Source organism: Roseofilum sp., from assembly GCF_982964205.1.
This window is the reverse complement of sequence record NZ_CEZBFX010000081.1, coordinates 1-22388: the sequence shown is the minus strand read 5'-3', so window position 1 is coordinate 22388 and position 22388 is coordinate 1. Positions and strand designations below refer to the sequence as shown.

The 22388-nt window shown below is 45.9% G+C and carries 19 protein-coding genes; 9 read left to right on the top strand and 10 right to left on the bottom strand.

The window, feature by feature from the left end; genetic code table 11:
* Positions 1 to 9: 9 nt before the first annotated feature.
* Positions 10 to 225 (bottom strand): hypothetical protein, encoded by a 216-nt coding sequence (locus AC3A14_RS17530; protein ID WP_318733409.1) that lies wholly within the window; start codon positions 223 to 225, stop codon positions 10 to 12.
* Between the two features lie 180 nt (positions 226 to 405).
* Between AC3A14_RS17530 and AC3A14_RS17525 the strand changes: the two genes are divergently transcribed.
* On the top strand, positions 406 to 1383 hold the full coding sequence (locus AC3A14_RS17525; RefSeq protein ID WP_318733410.1) for a threo-3-hydroxy-L-aspartate ammonia-lyase: 978 nt from the start codon (positions 406 to 408) through the stop codon (positions 1381 to 1383).
* Positions 1384 to 1412: 29 nt separating this feature from the next.
* Here AC3A14_RS17525 and AC3A14_RS17520 read toward each other — a convergent pair whose 3' ends face one another.
* Entirely contained in the window at positions 1413 to 2012 is a 600-nt protein-coding gene (locus AC3A14_RS17520) for a DUF4126 domain-containing protein (protein ID WP_318733411.1), read from the bottom strand.
* Positions 2013 to 2224: 212 nt separating this feature from the next.
* Between AC3A14_RS17520 and AC3A14_RS17515 the strand changes: the two genes are divergently transcribed.
* From AC3A14_RS17515 to cbiM, 4 genes are all read left to right on the top strand, one after another.
* A complete protein-coding gene (locus AC3A14_RS17515) occupies positions 2225 to 3586 on the top strand; it encodes a hybrid sensor histidine kinase/response regulator (RefSeq protein WP_318733412.1) in 1362 nt (453 codons plus the stop codon).
* 266 nt (positions 3587 to 3852) lie between these two features.
* Positions 3853 to 4695 carry a hypothetical protein gene (locus tag AC3A14_RS17510; RefSeq protein WP_318700491.1) on the top strand — a complete coding sequence of 281 codons (843 nt, stop codon included), beginning with the start codon at positions 3853 to 3855 and terminating at the stop codon, positions 4693 to 4695.
* Positions 4696 to 4761: 66 nt separating this feature from the next.
* The gene (locus AC3A14_RS17505) at positions 4762 to 5319 is read left to right on the top strand and encodes a carboxypeptidase-like regulatory domain-containing protein (protein ID WP_318733413.1); all 558 of its coding nucleotides are present in this window, start codon (positions 4762 to 4764) and stop codon (positions 5317 to 5319) included.
* Positions 5306 to 5944 (top strand): cobalt transporter CbiM, encoded by a 639-nt coding sequence (gene cbiM / locus AC3A14_RS17500; protein ID WP_318719340.1) that lies wholly within the window; start codon positions 5306 to 5308, stop codon positions 5942 to 5944. Before AC3A14_RS17505 ends, cbiM begins: the two co-directional genes overlap by 14 nt.
* A 404-nt stretch (positions 5945 to 6348) precedes the next feature.
* Here the strand turns inward: cbiM and AC3A14_RS17495 are convergent, their stop codons facing one another.
* The 4 genes from AC3A14_RS17495 to AC3A14_RS17480 form a co-directional block, all read right to left on the bottom strand.
* Entirely contained in the window at positions 6349 to 7980 is a 1632-nt protein-coding gene (locus AC3A14_RS17495; protein ID WP_318733414.1) for a CocE/NonD family hydrolase, read from the bottom strand.
* Positions 7981 to 8069: 89 nt separating this feature from the next.
* Complete coding sequence (locus AC3A14_RS17490; RefSeq protein WP_318700487.1) at positions 8070 to 8420, bottom strand: HepT-like ribonuclease domain-containing protein; 351 nt, start codon at positions 8418 to 8420, stop codon at positions 8070 to 8072.
* Positions 8392 to 8736, bottom strand: coding sequence for a nucleotidyltransferase family protein (locus AC3A14_RS17485; RefSeq protein WP_318700486.1), 345 nt, complete (start codon positions 8734 to 8736; stop codon positions 8392 to 8394). The genes AC3A14_RS17490 and AC3A14_RS17485 overlap by 29 nt, the downstream gene beginning before the upstream one ends.
* A 12-nt stretch (positions 8737 to 8748) precedes the next feature.
* Positions 8749 to 9621, bottom strand: coding sequence for an NAD(P)-dependent oxidoreductase (locus AC3A14_RS17480; protein WP_318733415.1), 873 nt, complete (start codon positions 9619 to 9621; stop codon positions 8749 to 8751).
* 48 nt (positions 9622 to 9669) lie between these two features.
* Between AC3A14_RS17480 and AC3A14_RS17475 the strand changes: the two genes are divergently transcribed.
* The 3 genes from AC3A14_RS17475 (at position 9670) to AC3A14_RS17465 (ending at position 12522) form a co-directional block, all read left to right on the top strand.
* A complete protein-coding gene (locus AC3A14_RS17475; RefSeq protein WP_318733416.1) occupies positions 9670 to 10986 on the top strand; it encodes a TMEM143 family protein in 1317 nt (438 codons plus the stop codon).
* Positions 10987 to 11055: 69 nt separating this feature from the next.
* Complete coding sequence (locus AC3A14_RS17470) at positions 11056 to 11715, top strand: ABC transporter ATP-binding protein (protein WP_318733417.1); 660 nt, start codon at positions 11056 to 11058, stop codon at positions 11713 to 11715.
* A gap of 12 nt (positions 11716 to 11727) precedes the next feature.
* Positions 11728 to 12522, top strand: a complete 795-nt coding sequence (locus AC3A14_RS17465; RefSeq protein ID WP_318700482.1) for a Uma2 family endonuclease — start codon at positions 11728 to 11730, stop codon at positions 12520 to 12522.
* Positions 12523 to 12551: 29 nt separating this feature from the next.
* Here the strand turns inward: AC3A14_RS17465 and queG are convergent, their stop codons facing one another.
* The 3 genes from queG to AC3A14_RS17450 are packed head-to-tail and all read right to left on the bottom strand — an operon-like array spanning position 12552 to position 15658.
* Positions 12552 to 13493 (bottom strand): tRNA epoxyqueuosine(34) reductase QueG, encoded by a 942-nt coding sequence (gene queG, locus AC3A14_RS17460; RefSeq protein ID WP_318733418.1) that lies wholly within the window; start codon positions 13491 to 13493, stop codon positions 12552 to 12554.
* Between the two features lie 33 nt (positions 13494 to 13526).
* Positions 13527 to 13955, bottom strand: a complete 429-nt coding sequence (locus AC3A14_RS17455) for an ATP-binding protein (protein WP_271943705.1) — start codon at positions 13953 to 13955, stop codon at positions 13527 to 13529.
* A gap of 5 nt (positions 13956 to 13960) precedes the next feature.
* The gene (locus AC3A14_RS17450) at positions 13961 to 15658 is read right to left on the bottom strand and encodes a SpoIIE family protein phosphatase (RefSeq protein ID WP_318733419.1); all 1698 of its coding nucleotides are present in this window, start codon (positions 15656 to 15658) and stop codon (positions 13961 to 13963) included.
* 431 nt (positions 15659 to 16089) lie between these two features.
* On the opposite strand from AC3A14_RS17450, the gene topA reads away from it, so the two are divergent.
* A complete protein-coding gene (gene topA / locus AC3A14_RS17445; protein ID WP_318733420.1) occupies positions 16090 to 18678 on the top strand; it encodes a type I DNA topoisomerase in 2589 nt (862 codons plus the stop codon).
* Positions 18679 to 18989: 311 nt separating this feature from the next.
* On the opposite strand, the gene gcvP is transcribed toward topA, so the two are convergent.
* Positions 18990 to 21920, bottom strand: coding sequence for an aminomethyl-transferring glycine dehydrogenase (gene gcvP / locus AC3A14_RS17440; RefSeq protein WP_318733421.1), 2931 nt, complete (start codon positions 21918 to 21920; stop codon positions 18990 to 18992).
* Positions 21921 to 22388: the final 468 nt, after the last annotated feature.

Below are 22388 nucleotides of genomic sequence, written 5' to 3'. Positions count from 1 at the left end.
ATTGATACTCTATTTTATTCTATCTTCATTCTCGGAGAGTGACAGAAGAGGGCTATACTCAGGAGGAAGGTCATTCCGATGGGGACGGTAGAGCTGGCCACAATTAAGGAGTAAGCCGATGAGTTGCTTTAGGGCCTGGCGATAATCGAGTGTTCCTTGTGGGCATTCTTGGGCCCTGAGTACAAGTTGCCGCAGTTGGCGATCTAGGTCCTCGCTTGAAGTCATATCATCGAGAGAAATTTCAGAGGGTTCTATAAGTTAGTCAGTTTTTTATGGGCAATTTTAGGCATTTTTGCAGAAATTGATACAAAAATTCACGATATCATAAATAAATATGACGAAATTGAGGATTTTGACTGGAATCAACCCCAAAAAGTGATACAATTGCAAGTTTAATCTAATAATATGTCCGATCGCCTTCTTTTACCCACGTATAGAGAGATTCAACAGGCTGCCCAGAGTCTCCAAGGCAAGGCTCACCAGACTCCTGTAATGACTTCTCGGATGGTCAATAAGATTACTCAAGCACAAGTCTTTTTTAAGTGCGAAAATCTACAAAAAACTGGCTCATTTAAATTTCGTGGTGCTTACTATACTCTTTCTCAACTGCCAGCACCCGAACGGAAGCGTGGTGTTATTGCTTACTCATCTGGAAATCATGCCCAGGCGATCGCCCTCGCGGGAGCCTTACTGGAAATTCCCACAACCCTGGTGATGCCCGAAAATGCTCCCAAGGTCAAACTCTCAGCTACGGAGGAATACGGAGCAAATATCGTGACGTATGATCCCACGCAAACCCGTCGGGAAACCCTCGCCTTACAGTTAGCCAAAGAACAGAATTTAACCCTGATTCCCCCCTATGACCATCCCCAGATTATCGCTGGTCAGGGAACTACAGCCAAGGAATTAATTGAAGAAGTCGGAGATCTCGATTATTTGCTCGTTTGTTGTGGAGGAGGGGGACTACTCTCTGGATGTGCGATCGCCGCTAAAACCCTTTCCCCCCACTGTCATGTCGTCGGCGTAGAACCTGCCCTAGGAGATGATGCTACCCGCTCTTTTTATACCCAAACCCTGCAAACCGTAGACAATCCCCAAACCATTGCCGATGGCGCTCGTACTCCCTCTTTAGGCAACTATACATTTCCTCTAGTGCTGCGCCATGTCGATCGAATGGTCACTGTTTCTGAAAACAGCATTCGCCGCACCCTGCGCTTTCTTTGGGAACGATTAAAACTGGTGGTTGAACCCACGGGAACCTTAGCCACGGCTGCGTTATTGGAGGGTGAAATTCAAGCTCCTGGCGCGAAAATTGGTGCGATCCTGAGTGGAGGGAATGTGGATTTAGAGCAATTACCGTTCTTGTTGGCGATCGTCCAATAGCATTGCCCTAACCGTGGAAACTCCTGAGATTAATCGGGATTCTGTTTGTGGCGACGGGGATGGGAGAGATCGCCGGGTTTTGACTGTTCCACATACCAGCGATACCACTCCTTAGAGCTGCGGATAGCCAACCATAACAACAATAATGCAATCAGTCCTCCCTGTTCCGGGGCATCAAAAGCAAACAATACCAAAAATACACAGAGCAAATCTTGCAGGAAAATAGCCCATACAGGAAGTCCTCGGAGACGATAAAACCATCCTGCTTGTACCAGTTGTAAGACTAAGGCTAAGATCCCGCCCACTGCACCAACGAGCCAAATCATCCAGGTGGGTTGTTGAAGAGTTGTTTGGGCGATCGCTATCCCCATGATCGTTCCAACTACAGGACTAAACACCACCTGAAGCAACTGCTGCACCCGTTGACCTAAAAGTTGTTTGGGAGCAACCAACTCAAATAAAGACCAACTGACTAACACCCCTAACACAACCTGGGGCGGAATTAAAGATAGAATAGGAACACGAGACCATAGGGAATCACCGTGTAATAGACCAATGACTAATAACGGTAAAGCAATTCTCAGTCCTGCTGATGCAGAAGCAGAGAGGACCGCTAAAATCTCAATCATAACTTATGCACTTGGTCAATCTGTCAAGTATGAATGGAGGATACCCCATATTTGGATTAGAACAAAGACTCAGTATGATGAATGATAATACAGATCGCATTGGGAGTCCCTTGAGAGATTCTTCATCAGTTCTCATTTTCCCCTCTACCTTCAAACTTGCCGATAGGGAACTCCTAAAGTTAGTCTAACAAAAGAAATTGGAGAAATGACCGATGGAGATGGATACTGCCAAACAAGACTTAATCTTAATTGTCGATGATAATCCGACAAATATCAAAGTCCTCTTTAGCTTTTTAAAAGAATCTGGGTTTAAGGTTTTGGTAGCCAAAGATGGGGAAAGTACTTTAGAAAAACTCCAGGAAGTTACCCCCGATTTAATCTTATTGGATGTGATGATGCCGGGGATTGATGGGTTTGAAACCTGCCGTCAGATTAAAGCTTGTTCCCAAACCCAAGATATTCCCGTTATTTTCATGACGGCTTTATCGGATACGGTTGATAAAGTTAAAGGGTTGAAGATTGGTGCAGTGGACTATATCACTAAACCCTTCCAACAAGATGAAGTTTTAGCTCGGATGAATATCCATCTCCAGTTACAAAAATTAACTCGTCAATTTGAAATTCAAAATGAACAGTTGAAACATTTAACGGAAGAACTTGAACAACGGGTTGAAGAGCGCACTGCACAATTAAAAGACTCTATCCATCAACTTCAGGAAGCTCAGATTCAACTGATCCAAAGCGAGAAAATGTCCAGTTTAGGTGAGTTAGTTGCTGGCGTTGCCCATGAAATCAATAATCCAGTGGGATTTATTGCGGGTAATATTAGTATGGCGATGGAATATACTGAGGATATTTTTGAACATTTGAAATTATACCAAAAACACTTTACCGATCCAGGAGATGAAATTACTGAACATGGAGAGGATATTGAACTAGAATATTTAATGGAAGATTTGCCGAATATGCTCTGTTCCATGGAGTCAGGAATTGAACGGATTCGGAATATTAGTTTATCTTTACGGAATTTTTCTCGGTCTGATAGTAATACGTGTACGGATTTAAATATCCATGAAGGATTGGAAAGCACACTCATGATTTTGAGACATCGTTTGAAGGCCAACGATCAACGACCGGAAATCCAGATTAATAAACATTATGGAGAGTTACCGATTGTTCATTGTTATGCTGGCCCTTTAAATCAGGTATTTATGAATCTGTTAGCGAATGCAATTGATGCGCTGGATGAGCAAAATGAGAATAAGAATAAAAGTTATGAGGATTTGAAGGATCATCCCAATGAAATTACTTTAACGACTAAGGCAATGGGTGGGGGGAAGGTGGAAATTAAGATTGCAGATAATGGTCCAGGGATTCCAGAGGATAAAATAACGAAGATTTTTAGCCCCTTTGTAACGACGAAACCGGTGGGAAAAGGAACCGGTTTAGGATTATCAATTAGTCATTCTATTGTGGTGGAAAAACATCAGGGTTCTTTGAAGTGTAATTCAGATTTGGGAACGGGAACAGAGTTTGTGATTCAAGTTCCGGTTAAGCAAGTTGGCCATGAATAATAAATAATAATTAAGAGAACAGGAAACCCTAAAAATAGAGTTTTCCCTATTGCTGGAGTGCGTAGCGCAATTGAGCATCACAACTGAGGTGGTTTTCCCGATCGCGAAAAGATCATCATTTTTTAACAGAGTTGCTCAAACCGAGATCTGATAAGCTGGAAAGCTCTTTCCTTGCTCATCTCTCTTCTTTTTTTATCCCCACAGGGGGCATTGTAATCTCCATCAAGATTCGCTTGACTAGAAACAGATGTCAAGTCAACAAAGATATGGTCAATCAACGTTTTCAGGTGTTGCTGGCTGCTGTTCTCGTGGCGGGTAGTTTGATGGGGTGTAACAGCCCTACACCACCGAGTTCAGATGTTCAAGAAAGTATGGGCAGCTTAAACTTGCGCGCCAATGGTGAAGATTTTGTGCGGCAAGGATTTACGTCTAAAGACGGTTGGCAGATCCAATTTAATCACGTCTATGTAACTTTAGACCAGGTAAAAGCTTATCAGAGCGATCCGCCCTTTAATGCGGAAGAAGAAGGAGAAATTGAAGCGGAAACGATCTTGGCATTTGATTCTCCCCAGACGGTGGACTTAGCAGCAGGAGATGGCGATGCAGAACCGATTTTAGTGGGGCAACTTGAGGATGTGCCTGTGGGAGTTTATAATGCGCTCTCTTGGCAGATGCTTCCTGCTCTTGAAGGACCAGCCCAAGGCCATACCTTACTTCTTGATGGTGTGGCTGAAAAAGACGATCGCCGGATTAATTTTCAGGTGAGTGTCGATCGAGGCTATTCCTATACCTGCGGAGAATTTGTGGGCGACCAAAGAAAGGGAATTGTGACCGATGGAAAGTCGGCTGATGTAGAAGCGACATTTCATTTAGACCATATTTTTGGCGATCGCACTGCCCCTGATGATGATGACATTAATGTCGGTGCGTTAGGCTTTGAACCCTTGGCGAACTTGGCTCAAAATGACACAGTCGAGTTAGATGAGTCCATGTGGCGATCGCAACTGACTCCTGAAGAGGTCAAACGCTTCGATGAAGCCCTCAACTCCCTCGGTCATGTGGGTGAAGGCCATTGTCATCAATCTCAGACCCTCCCCACACAGCCTTAAGCTACTCTTCAAGTCAACTGTAAAACCTCGTTTTCATTCCCTATTCCCTATTTCCCCTTATTCCCCATGTTGAATACTCAAAACTTTGTACCACAAGTAGGGGCGAAAAAGTTTTTGCCCCTACTTTTGCCTCTTGCCTTTGGCCTAACGTCGGCTCTGGGTGAAAAAGCGATCGCCCATGGGGTAACTATTCAACATCATCAAATCTCTGCCATCCAAGTCCAAGCCACCTACGATTCTGGGGAGCCAATGGACAACGCTCAAGTGAGTATCTATGCTCCTGACGATCCCACAACCCCTTGGATACGAGGGATATCCAATGCCCAGGGCGAATTTGTTTTTGTGCCCGAACCGGGTCAAACCGGAACTTGGACGGTGAGAATTCGTAAAGCGGGTCACGGTCAAATTGCCCATATTTCCAGCCCTGAAACCCGATCAAACGTCGAGTTGATAGCAAAAAGTTCCAACCCTGAAGCCTCCCAAACCGCGATCGCCTCCGCTAGTTTAGGAGGTTATACTTCTATCCAGAAGGGGGTGATGATTGCCTCAGTCCTCTGGGGATTCATCGGAACCACGTTATTTTTCTCACGAAGTAGTCGGAGTAAGTCGAATGCACATTCCTGATGGTATGCTTCCCCCACAAGTGGTCATTGTGGGATACGCGGTCAGTGGGGGAGTCATGGCGTGGTCTTTGAAACAGATTGAACGGAGCGATCGCACCCAAGAACAAATTCCTAAAGCCTCCTTACTCACTGCTGCTTTTTTTGTCTCCTCCTCCTTTCATATTCCGATTCCTCCCGCAAGTGTCCATTTAGTCCTCAATGGATTACTCGGAGCCATCTTAGGCTATTATGCCTTTCCTGCTATTGTGATTGGATTATTTTTTCAAACTGTCATGTTTCAACATGGAGGATTATCTACCCTTGGAGTAAACGCCCTCTTAATGGGAATTCCTGCCTTACTCGCTGGATATCTCTTTCGTTCTCGGTTCATTTTTGGGTTTAAAAATCGATTTTGGACACTGTTCTTTGGCTTTCTATCAGGAAGTAGTGCAGTCGCTTTGTCCGCTACTATTTTCTTGAGTTTGGTCTTATTTACCTTACCTACAGATATTGACCAAAACTTAGAACAGGCTTCTTTATGGGCATTACTATTCGCCCATATTCCCCTCGTGATTTTAGAAGGACTCTTTACCGCCATGGTGGTTATTTTCCTGGAACAGGTGAAACCGGAATTAATTAACCATTAATATGATAGCGTTTTGTGCTAGGGAATGGGGAATAGGGAATAGGGAATAGGGAATGGGGAATGGGGAATGGGGAATGGGGAATAGGATTGTGGTACATGGCTTTGGGTATTCAACAGTGTACTCCATTACAGCACAAAGTGCTGTAAATCCTATCATTTCTTTTTAAGGTTGCCACTAATCAATCCTGGAGAAGTAAGTTATTCTTAGACCCTGGTTAAGAGCATCATCATACAGAAATAGTACCGCCCCTACGGGGAATTGAATCAATTAAAATAACTGCCTCCTCTAGAAATAGAAGGAGGCAGTTATTTTCGAGCTTATCCTGTAGCCACAGCTATCTTAGCTTACCTTCTTTGATAATATGGTAACAATGACTACGGGGATCGCGGGTAAGGGAGAAAATTTTAAAAACTCGATTCTAAAGGTAAGCAAATGCGGGAAAGATAAGTGCTACCAGATCGAAGGGAGAAGGTGATAACTTGAGCATCAATTAAACGGGTTTGACCAGGACTTTGACCAGTACCGGGATTCACGGGATAGGCAGGAAAACACGCGCCACTTAAACTTAACCGCAGACTACTACCTATGGGTAATTGGATACAGGTCGATTGCAAGTAGAGTTTTAGGGGGTTTTGGGGTTCCGCGACACAGAGATAGCCTTGGGTAAAGTTATAGACTCTGCCGTCGGGTTTCACTTCTGAGAGGATAGCGGACAGGTCAAAGCTCTGTGTAGAGGCTTGACAATAGACTTCAACGATCGCCTCTCCTAAGATACACATCACCTCCGTTAACGGTTCGCTGGTGTAGGTTACGGTATCTGTTCGACATTCGAGGAGGGAGCGATCGCACGCTCCAAAAGGACTATACACATGGCCCCCCAGAGCAGGAAAGGGTCGCCAGGGGTCGTGAACCCAGCGATCCATGCTTTCATTCGGGGGAGCAGTTTCAATTAAAAAACCTTCTTTATCGCTAATATTCGCCAGTCCCGTACTGGAGAGATAATAGGATTTAGTGGAATTCTTCGGCCATTGAGCCAGCGATCGCCATCGATTACTTCCCATTTCAAACACGGAAATCGGAGGCATCTCTAAGCGTCCCGTATCGTGACCGTTGAGAAACTGATTAAACCAATTGACTTGAATCAGATCGATGGGACTCGCTGCGGCTGCACCATAATCCAATTCTCCCACCTTACGCCCCCAAGGGAGATGGGCCCAGGGGCCAACAATCAGATGTTGGGGATAACTGCTGCGTCCGGTTAACTCATGATACCAGCGCAACGTTCCCCGCAGATAGGGATCGAACCAGCCGCCAATATGGAGCATCGGTAAATCTACAGCCTCTAAATTCGGCGATAAAGCTTGCCAATACTCATCCGGTTCGGGATGTTCTAACCACCGATGATAAAACGCATCGGGGCAATATTTCCGCAACGTTTCGTCTAAGCGGGGTTCTAGACCATGGACGGGAAGATTCCGGGAGGCATTGTAGAGAATTTGGTGGGCGATCGCATCGTTTTTTAAACGTGCTGTTTCGGCCGCTAATTGCAAGGCCCAACCTAAATTAGACGCGAAACAAAAGGCTCCCCCTTCATAGGCCCAATCTGCATAGAAATCATAGGCAATCATCGCCGGACAAAGGGTTTTTAGGGCTTTCGGTTTCCCTGAAGCGGCATACAGTTGACTCATTCCCTGATAGGAAAATCCATACATCCCCACCTCTCCGGTACTTCCAGGCAGTTGAGCGGCCCAATTAATTGTATCGATACCATCTTCAACTTCATGGATAAACAGGTGAAAATCTCCTTCAGATGTTCCTCGACCTCTGACATCTTGAATGACCACAATATAGCCATGGGCTGCATACCATTCGGGGTGAGCATAGACCACTGTTGAGGCAATTTCCCGACCATAGGGTTGTCGCATGAGGAGAACTGGATAGGGGCCATCTCCTTCAGGTTGATAAATATCGGCATCAAGTCTAATCCCATCACGAGTAATTAGGGATGCCGTTTGTTTGAGACGCAGAGTTAACATAATTTCCGGGAAAGGTTACGACTGGGGAACAGTGCAACCGCTACACCTAATCAATAGTGTAGGGTGTTGTTCTTATAAAAAGTTGAAAGTTATTCTTGTTGCTCCTCTTGTACCGGTAAGAGAAGCTTTATATTCTCTAGAAGTTCTGGAATGCTCGTTTGGGTGATTTCCCAGACTTGAGAAAGATCGATCTGTCGGTAGTCGTGGACACATTTATCACGCATTCCGGCAATTTGTCGCCAAGGGATATGGGGATTTTGCTGCCGGAGTTGGGTGGAAAGTTTTTTAGTGGCTTCTCCAATAATAGTAATGCTGTAGAGAATCGCTTTTTGGGATTTCAGGTCAGTCAGGAATGTAGCTTCGTCCATGTCTTGAACAAAGTTAATGATATCTTGGGCATTTTGGGCAATATCAAGCAGATAGAAGGGATCGCGATTCATAGATGACCTGATAATGATTGAGAATTTCCTGACGGCGAAGCCAGTTCCGGTCTTGTTCAACGGCTTTTTTACTGACGAGATCGACCTTTCGGTTGAACAAGTCTTGCAGTTGGTATTCAAGTCCAACAAAGTCTAACAGGCTAATTTTGTAGTTGGGAGCAAAGGTGACTAGGATATCGATATCGCTTTCAGAGCCAAAGTCATCACGGAGGATGGAGCCAAACAAGGCCAATTCAATGATTTGGGCATTCTGGCAGAATACCTGGAGTTGCTGGAGAGTGATATCTAGACGTTGATAGAGGATTTCAATATTCATACAGAAATGGTATTACCCTTCCCTAGAGCGAAGTGCTATCCCTTCAAAGAGAGCAGAATAGTCATCATCAAAATGGCCGCGATCGCCAGATTTTTCTAACACTTTAGCGATCCCTTCCAGCATACTCCCCTCTAATCCGAGATCGTTAGCCGCTTGCAGAAATAAACGGGTATCTTTGAGTAGATGTTTCACGGGGAAATTGGGATTACGGTACTGATGATCGAGCATTCGTTGCAGTTTCTTATCAAAGGTGGGTGCATAGAGGGCACTTTGACGCACCAATTGCATAAAAGCTTCTACATCGATGCCTTCGTGTTGAATCAGATGTAAACTCAGAGCAAAGGCGGTTGTTAGGGATGCAATCAGTTGATTCATTGCTAATTTTACCGTGGCTGCACTCCCCACAGGGCCAACATGGAGCGGTTCCGGGCCAAAGGTTTGCAAGAGGGGACACCACTGTTCAAAGTCGGCTTCTGACGCACCCACCATCACCAACAATGTCCCTTTCTTCACTTCGGGAATACTGCCTAATACGGGAGCTTCTAAATAGTTTCCTCCACAGTCGCGAACCTGTTGAGCCAGAGTTTTGGTTTCTGTGGGGGCAATAGTTCCCATTTGGATAATGGTATGGCCGGCTAATCCAGGTTGGGTGGTAGGATTGAGGATAACTTCGGCGATCGCTTCTCCATTGGTCAGCATGAGGAGCGTACAGTCCGATGATTGTAGCATTTCAAGAGCAGAAGTGGCGATCGCTACCCCGGCTTCTGCTAAAGATTTAAGCTTCTCTAGTGTACGATTATAGGCAGTGACCTGATATCCGGATGTTTGCAACTTTAGGGCCATCGGGCCACCCATCAGTCCCGTGCCTATAATACCAACTCTCACAAGGACACCTCCTTCAGTTCCCTTTGATTCTCGACTTTTCTGTGACCTATGGCTCATTATAGCGATCGCGAAGCCTATATTCCCTTTGACCGCCATCATCTGATTGAATTATGTCTCAGAGATGGAAAACTCCCCAAACCGGAACAGGAAAAATTTCGCCAATTTTGTCAGCTTCTATCCGCCTATTATCATTTTCACTTCCATTCAATTTTAGAAGATCTCAAAGACTATTATACACCCTTTAATCCCTATGAAGAACTCTCCGAGTTTCAGCGCTTCACCTCCGCCGATCGACAGCAGATGGAAGTCGATTTCTTTGATCGCTTTGAGCAAGTTTTACAACGAGCCAATTACTTCCCTCTGTCCCAAGAGACCCTAGAGGAATCCTTTAGCCAACGCTCCCTCATTGAACTCAAAACTGATATTGATTTTAACGACTTCGATCGAATGCTATTCTATTGTCAGGGAGACATTTATCAACTCATTACTCGTAAGAAATGGTTTCGGACGATTAAGGAAGACCTGGATATTTTCGAGCGCGTTGTCGTGGCCATTAAGTTTAAAGATAAATCCTATTTTTCAAAAGATGAGGATATGAAATTTAAACCAGGTAAAATCTATCTTTTTTATTATAAAAATGTCCCTAAATTTGATTTAGAACTTCTGTTTCCCAATGTCAAAGTGAGCATGACTTGGAAAGACCGAATCATCTTAATCGGATCAGCCATTGGTGCAGCGATTCCTGTCCTCATCAAGATCTTGCCACAGATCGTAATTCTTGTAGGCGTTATTCTATTTTTCACGGGTACTTTACCCGGAATGGAAGATATGAAAGCTAACGAAGAAGATGTGCGGAATTTAACGCCTGCCTTGTTGGCTACCCTATCTCTCTTGGTTGCTTTTGGTGGATTTGCATTTAAGCAGTATAATACCTATAAAAACAAAAAGATAAAATTTCAGAAAAAAGTAACTGAAACTCTATTTTTCAAGAACTTAGCCAATAATACCAGTGTATTTCATACCCTCATTGATCTGGCAGAGGAAGAAGAATGTAAAGAGATAATTTTAGTCTACTATCATTTGCTCACCAGTGGCAAACCAATGACTCCAGAACACTTAGACGATCGCATTGAGTCTTGGATGGAAAAAACTTGGAATTGCCGGATTGACTTTGATATTAATGGGCCGCTCAATAATTTATATAATATTCGAGGAACGTTAAATAACCTCCAGGGTAAATCCCAATCAGATATTCCCTTATTGAGCTATGATGAGTGGGGGAAGTGCCAAGTCAAATCCTTAGATGATTCCTTGGAAATCTTAGATTATTTATGGGATAATGTCTTTCGCTATAGCCAGAGTTAGGTGTATGGAGGGGAATAGGGGAATAATTGAGATACCAATTACCAGTTACTAGCACAAAGCGCTATAGATATGAATACCAATACTTGTTTGTCCACTCATCAAATTGGGCGCAGAATCCAAGGAAAATGGCTATGGAGAAACTTAAGCTTTAGCTTAACCCCAGGATCTCGCTTGGGGTTAGTGGGAGAATCTGGGAAAGGGAAAACCCTATTATTACGCGCTCTAGCGGGATTAGATCCCTTGGATGAAGGTCAGATTTTCTGGTCAAAACAGCCAGGAGAAGAGCGCAATCTGACCCCAAAAATTTTTCCCTATTATCGTTCCCAAGCCATTTATATTCATCAACAATCCAGCGTATTTGAAGGAACAGTAGAAGATAATTTAAAGGTTGTTTATACCCTGGCTATTCATGAACATAAAACCTATAATCTGGAATCCATTCAAATGCTACTCACCGAACTGAATCGTCCTTCAGACTTTCTGCAAAGACCGGCTACTACCCTATCCGGAGGAGAGCGGCAAATTCTCAGTTTACTTCGCGCTCTGCAACTCAATCCGATGATTTTATTTTTAGATGAACCGACAGCATCTCTTGACCCCCAAACTACAGAAAAAGTTGAAGATTTAATCGATAATTGGATTCAGGAAAATCCTTACAGGTGCTGTATTTGGACAAGTCACGATCCTCAACAAATGGAGCGGGTAACGAGCGATCGCCTAGAATTATAGAACGACGTTAAAATGGCGATATCGTTCACCGATCAATTATACGGTTTACCCATTACCAGCACAAAGCGCTATAACCCCATGAACCCAACGCTCACCTCCTCCCCAGAACATTCCCCTACTCTCGACTGGGAAGATATTGGCGAACCCGATGTCAGCGATATTGTCACCGAGGATGATACACCCGTGGATAATCTCATTTCTGAAAAGCAACAGCGCTTGTTAACCACCTGCTTGTACAGTGGACTAGAGACAGAGTGCCCCTTTATCGCCATGGCTAATGTAGGATTATTCTATGGCAAAGACTATCCCCCCCTAGTTCCCGATGCACTCCTCAGTTTTGGGGTAGAACTGCCCCAAGATATGAGCCAAAAGAAAAATCGCTCTTATTTTGTCTGGAACCTAGGGAAACCCCCTGATGTCGCCATTGAAATTGTCTCCAATAAAGTGGGCAATGAATTAGGCTCGAAATTGGAAGACTATGCCAGAGCAAGAGTACCCTATTATGCTGTATTTGATCCCTTCCATTATTTATCCAAGAAAACCCTTCAAGTTTATGAGCTAAGAGGGTTGAGCTATTATCTGCTCCCCCATAGTTGGATGGAGGGGATTCAATTAGGGTTAACCCTATGGAATGGAATGTTTGAGGATTTTGAGTATCAGTGGTTGCGCTGGTGTGATGCTGAAGGAAATCTCATCTTAACTGGGGATGAAAAAGCCCAAGAGGAACATCAACGTGCAGAACAGGAACGCCAACGAGCTGAACGGTTAGCCCAGCTATTAAAAGAGCATGGCATTATGGACGAATAATCACCATTCTGCTTTTAATTGATTCATTTTTAATTGATATTAGCACGGGCATTTCTTCTCCACATTGGGGGTTTAATGCGTCTCAGGGCGGAGGCACGAAAACGTCGATCCCACTCTTGTTCGGAGAGGTTGGCTAGATCGATGAGTTTGGGGGCAAGATTTTCTGGATAGGGATGAAACTCTTCGATCGCCGTCGGTTGGGAAAATCTCTGATTCCAAGGGCAAACATCTTGACAAATATCACATCCGGCAACCCATCCATTTAAGTGTTTGGCGATCGCCTCTGGCAGTTCTTCAGCACGGTTTTCGATAGTGTGATAAGCAATACAGCGATTGGCATCGACGACGAAAGGTTCGGCGATCGCCCCAGTAGGGCAAGCCTGGATACAGCGCACACAAGTCCCACAATGTTCTGTATGGGGCTTATCTGGCTCTAAGGTCAAATTTGTTAAAATCTCCGCCAGAAACACCCAAGAGCCAAATTTACGGGTAATCAGATTCCCATTTTTCCCCACCCAACCCAAGCCGGCTGTTTCGGCCCAGAGTTTATCTTGCACCGGCCCGGTATCCACATAGGCTTTAAGTTGAATATCTTGCTCCTGTTCCTGCAACCATACCGTAAAAACCTTTAACTTTTTGCCAATCACCCGATGATAATCTCGTCCCCAAGCATAGCGAGAAATTTTGCCATACTCCGATGCTTGGGGTTGAGAATAGGGCGTATAATAATTGAGCGATAAACTAATAATTGAGGCTACCTGGGGGAAAGCCACGCGAATATCTTGGCGTTTGGGGTTTGCCATCCAATCCATATCCCCATGATAGCCCTGAGCTAACCAGTTTTGCAGTCCTTGAGCCGCTTGTTGGGCGATCGCCCGATCTAACACTGCTATCCCCACTTGACTAAAACCAAGATCAATAGCCTTTTCTTTCACCTTTTCTGAAGTTAAGGTGGTGGACTCTTCAGACATCAATACTACCCCAACTCACCCTTCAATCCGAAATTATTCTTTCTGCAAAGCCGGTACACTCGCCTCTAGTTTTAGACAATTCCGACCATCAATTTGTAGGCGATACTCCACTCTATCCATCAACCGATTCATAATCAACCACCCATAACCTCCTTCCTGTTTTTGTTCTGGATCGGGTGGCAGATAAGTCGCTAAATCATAACCTTGACCGTGATCCCAAACCTCTAGAGCAATATCACTATCCTGCAATTCCAGACACATCACCACAGGCAATTCCGCCTTATCTTTATGGGCATGACGAACCACATTAGAATAGGCTTCCACTAAGGCTAATCGAAACCGAGTTGATTGTCTGGACCAATCTGCTGACTCCCCCAGTTCCACTTCCAAACACCCCAGTAACCAGGACTCAACAATTCCCAGAAATTTCAAATCGCTTGGCACATTTAGCTCAGTTTTCATGAGACCTACAAAACCTCCAAAGATAGCAGCGTTTGATCATCTTCTTGTATAGCACTATCTGCTCGAACACTATCAAGCAGTTGGGTTAAATTAAGTTTTCCAGACTGCTGACTCAACAATCTCCATAACCCTTCTTGATTCAGCATGGCTTCTGAATCTATTTGACCTGCACCCGGATCTTTCGCTTCAGTAATGCCGTCACTGGTGAGTAACAGCACATCTCCTGATTCCATTTTCACCTGTCCAGACTGAGCTTTCCAAACGGGTAAAATACCCACTGGAATACCCCGCACTTTGAGGATATTGGGTTCTACCGTAACGGGTTCATTAGAAGACAATTGCTCCATCAGTTTTGTGTGAGACCAAATCAGGGGATAAACATGCCCAGCACTGGCATAGGCGAGTTCCTGAGTCGAGGGACGATAGCGAGCCACCGCCATGGTGATAAAAGAGTTGTTATTCGTCAAATCATCAATCAGGGAACTATTCAGGTTCCGGATCACTTCATTCGGCTCCTGGGATGTATCCTGAGACAGTTCTCGTCGCAGTACAGAAATGGCACTAGCCATAAATAGGGCAGCAGGAACTCCTTTACCCGAGACATCACCAACGGCTACCCAAATATCGCCTTGGGGATGGACATAGACTTCAAAGAAATCTCCGCCGACTTCTCGTGCCGGATAGCAATGGGCTTGGACATCAACGGCATCAATTTCAGGCCAACTTTGCCGGAGCAGGTTAGCCTGAAATTGACGAGCAACTTCGAGTTCCGATTGCAACTGATCGGCAAGTTTAGTCGCTCGTTCATAGAGTTTGGCTTGCGAGAGAGCTAAGGAGGCTTGTTCAATAATGCTCTCTAGCAGTTGAATATCTTCATCGGGCCAAACGGTATCGGTGTCATATTGATAAAGGGAGAGGATGCCAAACAAGCTCTCTTGATAGCTTAGGGGGACGGCTAGGTGCAGATAGGGGCGATCGCCTTCTGAAGACCGTTGAGTTTGGGTTTGATGACTCTCTAGAGCTGATTGAATTAAGGCTTGAGAGTCTGGGGAATTGAGGAGATTGATATCCTCTGAGGAGTCCGAAACTTTATGATAAGCAAACTGATGTGCAGTCAATTTCTTTTCTTCAACGGATTGAAGACAACAGAAATCTGCTTCAAAGTTCTCACCCACCGTTTCGCTGATGTTTTGCAACATACTGTCGTAATCGAGCTTATCTCTGAGAGCCGTCATCACCGTATTTTGAATCGACTCCCGCCGTAGCGATCGCCGCAAATTATTCGTACTTTGTTTAATGACTTGGTAGGTCTCTGAAGCTTGCTCAATTAAGGCCTTCAGTTCCGTCGGGTTCCAGGGTTTAACAATATACTTAAACACCTTCCCCGCATTAATGGCCTCAACCAAGTCCTCCACATCTGTATAACCCGTTAATAAAATACGGATTGTGTCTGGATACTGTTCTACGGTTTTGCCCAGAAATTCCGTACCATTCATTTCTGGCATCCGTTGGTCAGAGATAATGATTGACATTTCTCCTTCTTGATCCAGAATCTCTAGAGCGGCCTTTGCACTTTCAGCACGGTAAACTTGGAAATCTCGTCGAAAGGTTCGATAAAGTAGATCTAAGTTGTCTCGTTCATCATCAACGACCATCAATTTGGCTTTTTTACTGCGTCTTTCTCGGCGTTCACCCTGACTCATTCCACGCTCCCATTACAGGTTGGTTTGACGGTACAGTAAAGAAAGTCACCCAGTTGGGATAAGACTTTCGGTTTAACGGGCCCTTCAAAGCTGCTATCTTTACTAGATTTCATGAGGTTTGTCAAGGTCATCTGAATCTACAGGATCATTTGCTCCAAGCAGTTGAGTATTTTGGGATTATTGATCCACTTTAACTTTACTAGACAGTTTACACCTACTCGACTAGGACTGAATAGGGGGATAGGGAGGATGGGGAGGATGGGGAGGAAATCGGATATAACAAGGAAAGGATCAAACCCAGTGTTACTCTGTCCCCATTCCCATAAATCTTAATGATTTATCCCTTGACAAATGCACCAAAATCTTCCAAGTTGACAAACTAGCTAGAGATAAATTAACCCATCTCTGCTGATCTATTCCCCATATGCCCTATGTCAAGCCTCGTTATCGTTGAATCTCCAACCAAAGCGCGAACGATCCGCAACTTTTTACCCAGTGGTTACCAAGTAGAAGCCTCAATGGGTCATGTTCGTGACCTTCCCTCCGCCGCTGATGAAATTCCCGCCAGCGTTAAAAAGGAGAAATGGGCCCAATTGGGAGTCAATATAGAAGCGAACTTTGAACCCCTCTATGTGATTCCCAAAGATAAAAAGAAAATTGTTAAAGAACTCAAAGATGCTCTCAAGAAAGCGGATGAGTTAATTCTGGCGACAGATGAGGACCGAGAAGGTGAGAGTATTAGTTGGCATCTAAAGGAACTCTTAAAACCCAAGGTTCCCATTAAGCGGATGGTCTTTCATGAGATTACCCAAGAAGCCATTCGGGCAGCCCTAAAAAACTGCCGGGATATTGATTTGCAATTGGTTCATGCTCAAGAAACCCGGCGGATTTTAGACCGCTTGGTGGGATATACGATTTCTCCTTTATTGTGGAAAAAAATAGCGCCGAAACTCTCAGCCGGACGGGTGCAGTCAGTGGCGGTTCGGTTGTTGGTGGCTCGCGAGCGGGAACGGCGAGCTTTTCGTCAGGGATCGTATTGGGATCTCAAGGCGACGTTGGAACAGACGAAACTGACGTTTGAAGCCCGGTTAACCACTCTGGATGGGGTTAAGATTGCAACAGGCAGTGATTTCGATCCTCAGACCGGAAAAATCATTAATAACCGTAAGGTGAAACTGCTCAATGAGACAGAAGCGAAGGCACTGCAAAAGCAGTTAGAGGGAAAAACTTGGACGGTGACTGAGGTGGATGAAAAGCCGACGACGCGCAAACCGTCTCCTCCCTTTACGACTTCGACTCTGCAACAGGAAGCAAATCGCAAATTGGGGTTATCCGCGAAGGAAACGATGCGGACCGCCCAAAATTTGTACGAGCAGGGCTATATTACCTATATGCGGACGGATTCGGTGCATTTGTCGAAAGAGGCGATCGCCGCAGCTCGCAGTTGTGTAGAACAGAAATATGGGCCCGAATATCTCTCCCCTACGCCACGCCAATACAGCACCAAAAGTAAGGGAGCGCAGGAAGCTCACGAAGCTATTCGTCCAGCCGGAAAGCAGTTTCGTACGCCCCAAGAAACGGGGTTAGAGGGTCGCGAAGCCAAGGTTTATGACCTGATTTGGAAGCGCACCGTAGCCTCTCAAATGGCCAATGCCCAGTTAACCCAAATTGCGGTTAATCTGCAAGTGGAAACCTCGGAATTTCGTGCTTCTGGTAAACGGATTAATTTCCCTGGATTTTTCCGCGCTTATGTGGAAGGTTCTGACGATCCCGATGCCGCCTTGGAAAATCAGGAGGTGATCCTGCCCGAACTCAAAGCAGGGGATCATCCTAATTGTAAACAATTAGAGGCGATCGATCGCCAAACCCAACCCCCCGCTCGCTTTACTGAAGCATCCTTAGTCAAAACGCTGGAAAAAGAAGGGGTGGGCCGTCCCAGTACCTACGCCAGTATTATTGATACGATTATCGGCAAGGGTTATGCCCAAATGATCAATAAGGCCCTTGTGCCTTCCTTTACTGCCTTTGCGGTTACCAATCTTCTAGAACAACATTTTCCCGATCTGGTGGATACTCAATTCACCTCTCGCATGGAGCAAACTTTGGATGATATTTCTATGGGACAGGTGGAGTGGCTACCCTATCTAAAAACCTTTTATCAAGGTGAAACGGGTTTAGAAACTCAGGTGAAAGAACGGGAGAGCCAAATCGATCCCAATACCGCTAAAACTCTGGAATTGGAGGGTTTAGAAGCTAAAGTCCGTTTAGGGAAATATGGCCCCTATGTGGTGGTGGAAAATGGAGAAGATGAACCGCTCACGGCTTCTATTCCGCCCCATTTAACCCCCGATACTCTCGATCTCGAACAGGTACAAACGCTGCTCAAGCAAAAAACCGAAGGCCCTGACTGCCTCGGTGTTCATCCGGAGATGGGAGAAGAGATTTTTATCCTCAATGGAACCTATGGCCCCTATGTGCAGCTTGGTGAGGTGTCGGAGGAAAACAAAAAACCAAAACGTGCTTCCTTGCCCAAAGGGATGAAACCAGAAGAGGTAACCTTGGATATGGCCGTCGGGTTGTTATCTTTACCTAGATTGTTGGGACAACATCCCGAAACGGGAGCGAATATCAAAGCAGGTTTAGGTCGCTTTGGCCCCTATATTGTCCACGATCAAGGAAAGGAAGGTAAAGATTATCGCTCTTTGAAGAAAGAAGATGATATCTTAACGATTGGCTTCGATCGCGCTCTGGAATTACTAGCCCAACCGAAAAAAACCAGGGGAGGAGGTCGCAGTAAGACTAAGGAACCCTTACGAGAGTTGGGAACACATCCAGAGGATGGAGAAGCCATTAATATTTATGATGGCCCCTATGGCCCCTATGTGAAGCATGGTAAAGTGAATGCCAGTGTGCCGAAAGAACGGCCGGTTGAAGAGGTAACTTTAGAAGAGGCTCTAGAGTTATTGAAGGCTAAGAAAAGCACGAAAACTACCAGTTCGCGGGGTCGCAAGAAGAGTTAGCGGCGATCGCTTCACGACAGAACAGAAACCCCCTCTTGGACAGGTCGGTTAACCTAAGAGGGGGAATTTTTCCCTGTTTTTCCTCAAAACCCTGTGGAAAACTTGTTTCCTTTGTGGAAAAAATGGGGAAAACCCGATCGCACTAAGAGCGGATAAGGAGACTCACAAGCTAGAGTCTAGAAGGGATAGAAACACTAAAACTTTATTCCCTATTCCCCATTCCCTAGCGCCAAGAAACCGGGTTTCTCCTGGGATATCCTTGCTTTGAGCAAGAAGGAACCAGATGACCCGGTTTCTATCTGTTCTATCGCCTAAGAATAGGCTTCCATGGGAGCGCAGGAACAGACAAAATTGCGATCGCCAAATGCATTATCAATTCGTCGCACTGGCGGCCAATACTTAAACTCCTTCGTCCAAGGCGCAGGATAGGCCGCTTGCTGGCGCGAATAGGGATGCGTCCACTCATCGGCTAACAGCATTTCGGCCGTATGGGGGGCATTTTTGAGTAGATTATCCTCAGCAGACATCTCTCCCCGCTCAATGGCGGCAATTTCCTCGCGAATGGCAATCATGGCATCGCAGAAACGGTCTAGCTCTTCCTTCGACTCGCTTTCGGTGGGTTCAACCATGATCGTTCCGGCAACCGGCCAAGACATGGTAGGCGCGTGGAACCCGTAGTCCATCAACCGCTTGGCGATATCTTCCGCTTCCACACCGGCCGATTTTTTCAGGGGTCGCAAGTCCACAATACACTCGTGAGCCACTAAGCCAAACTTGCCGGTGTACAGAATGGGATAATGGGGGTCGAGCCGATGGGCGATATAGTTAGCATTCAGAATCGCTACTTTCGTGGCATCGGTTAACCCTTGCGTGCCCATCATGGCAATGTACATCCAGGAAATGGGCAGAATACTCGAACTTCCCCAAGGCGCGGCTGCTACCGCTCCCTGTTGGTTCTTGCCTAAATCGACGATACTATGACCGGGAAGGAAGGGAACCAAGTGGGGCGCTACACCAATGGGGCCCATCCCCGGACCGCCACCACCGTGGGGAATACAGAAGGTTTTGTGTAAGTTCAGGTGACAGACATCTGCGCCATAGTCTCCAGGACGACAGAGTCCGACTTGAGCGTTCATGTTGGCTCCGTCGAGGTAGACTTGACCGCCATGGCTATGAATAATTTCACAGATTTCTTGAATGGCTTCTTCAAATACGCCGTGGGTGGAGGGATAGGTGACCATGAGCGCGGAGAGTTGAGCGCTGTGTTTTTCGGCTTTGGCTCTGAGGTCAGTGAGGTCAATATTACCCTGGCGATCGCATTTTACCGCGACGACCTTCATCCCACACATCACGGCACTGGCGGGGTTCGTGCCATGGGCTGACTCTGGAATCAGACAAATATGGCGATCGCCTTGTCCGTTATGCTGATGATAGGCTCGAATCACCAATAATCCGGTATATTCTCCCTGAGACCCCGCATTGGGTTGCAACGAAACCGCCTCAAATCCGGTAATTTCAGCTAACCAAGCTTCCAACTGACGGAACATTTCCTGATAGCCTGCCGTTTGCTCCAGGGGTGCAAAGGGATGAATTTGACCGATTTCCGGCCAAGTCACCGGAATCATCTCGGCTGTAGCATTGAGTTTCATCGTACAAGAGCCGAGGGGAATCATGGAGGTTGTCAAGGACAAATCCTTCGCTTCCAGGCGATGCAGATAGCGCAATAGTTCCGTTTCCGAATGGTATTGATGGAATACGGGATGGGTCATGTAGGGACTTTGGCGCGTGAAGTGACCCAAATCTGGGGTTGGCGCAGACCCGATAATTTCTTCTGCGCTAAAGGGTAAATTTTGTCCCTGGGCAAAAATCTCCCATAGGTCGATGACATCTGCGATAGTCGTGGTTTCATCCAATGAAATCCCCACAGTCTTCTCATCTAGAGTACGGAGGTTAATTTCTTTCCCATTAGCGGCGGACAATAGGCTCTCTAAGGACGTTTCACCCAAGTTTACCCGTAAAGTGTCAAAAAACCGGCTTTCAGGCAAGCTATAGCCCAAACGCTTGAGACCAGCGGCTAACCAGAGGGTATGTTGATGGATCGTTTTGGCGATCGCCTTCAGACCTTCCGGCCCGTGATACACGGCATACGTCGAGGCAATCACCGCTAACAGCACCTGAGCCGTACAAATATTACTCGTCGCCTTATCCCGGCGGATATGTTGTTCCCTCGTTTGCAGCGCTAACCGCAGAGCCGGCAGTCCATCCTTATCTTTCGAGCGACCGACAATGCGACCGGGAACTTGCCGTTTATAGGCTTCGCGGGTGGCTAAATAGGCCGCATGGGGGCCGCCATAGCCTAGGGGAACACCAAACCGTTGGCTATTCCCCACCACAATATCCGCATCCATTTCTCCTGGAGGAGTCAACAGGGTGAGGCTCAGAAGGTCAGCCGCTACTGTCGCCAGAGCGCCTAGTTCATGGACTTTGGCAATACATTCGCTGTAGTCATAAATCGTGCCATCCGTTGCGGGATATTGCAGCAGGGCCCCGAAGATGGGTTGGCTAAAATCAAAGGTGCGATGATCGCCAACAATGACTTCTATACCCAAGGGTTGGGCGCGGGTTTGCACCACTTCAATGGTTTGGGGATGACACTCTTGGGAGACAAAAAAGCTGTTGGCCTTATTTTTGCAGAGGCCATAGCTCATGCTCATCGCTTCGGCGGCTGCTGTTCCTTCATCAAGTAAGGAGGCATTGGCAATTTCTAACCCAGTTAAATCAATGACCAGCGTTTGAAAGTTAAGTAAGGCTTCGAGACGACCCTGGGCAATTTCGGCTTGATAGGGTGTATAGGCGGTATACCATCCGGGATTTTCCAGGATATTACGTTGGATGACCGGTGGGGTGATACAGTTGGCATAGCCCATGCCTATATAAGAGCGAAAAATCCGGTTTTCGCCCATCATCTCTTTGAGGGTTTTCAGCGCTTCATGTTCGCTTTGGGCGCTGGGGAGATCGAGGGGCTGAGTGAGCTGGATCGCTGGGGGAATGGTACGCTCAATTAAGGCATCTAAGTCATCGATTTCTAACAGGTTGAGCATCCGCTGAATATCGTTGTCATTCGGGCCTAAATGGCGATCGCAAAATGGACGAGTCTGTGGCTCAGACGCGGGGACAGAGGAGTTTGGGGACAAAGATCCGGTATTCATATTAGCTTTAAGGGTTACGTCTGAATTCTGCATGGGCGATCCATATCTCACATCAAAAGCTTGAAAAAAGTGCCATAAGAGTTATGACGACACCTTTTTCTTTACTTAGGGTTTGACATACTCCACTGGCTAAAGTCGAGTAGATTCTCCAAACATCACTGCTTTGGATTTCTGATTCAACGAGTTCGCTTCAACTAAATCTCTTGCGGTATTTAATCCAGAGACGATCCTCTCCTCAGACGTTCGCTCCATTCCAGAAGCCTGTTTTCGTATGCTCTACGATACAGTTCAAAACCTAAAATATTCAGTTTCTCTGATACTTGGTGCTTGAAGTTTTCACCTTCTCAAGCTTTCCTGAGAAGAACCCCATAACTTCAGTTTTCAAGGTGCGTGCCTTGCGGCTACTGGGTTTTTCACGGGGCTGATTACCCTTTCTAGCTTAGAATCTTGACATCCACCCCTGCCTAAAGGCGAGGGGATTCCTAAACCTCACGATTTAGG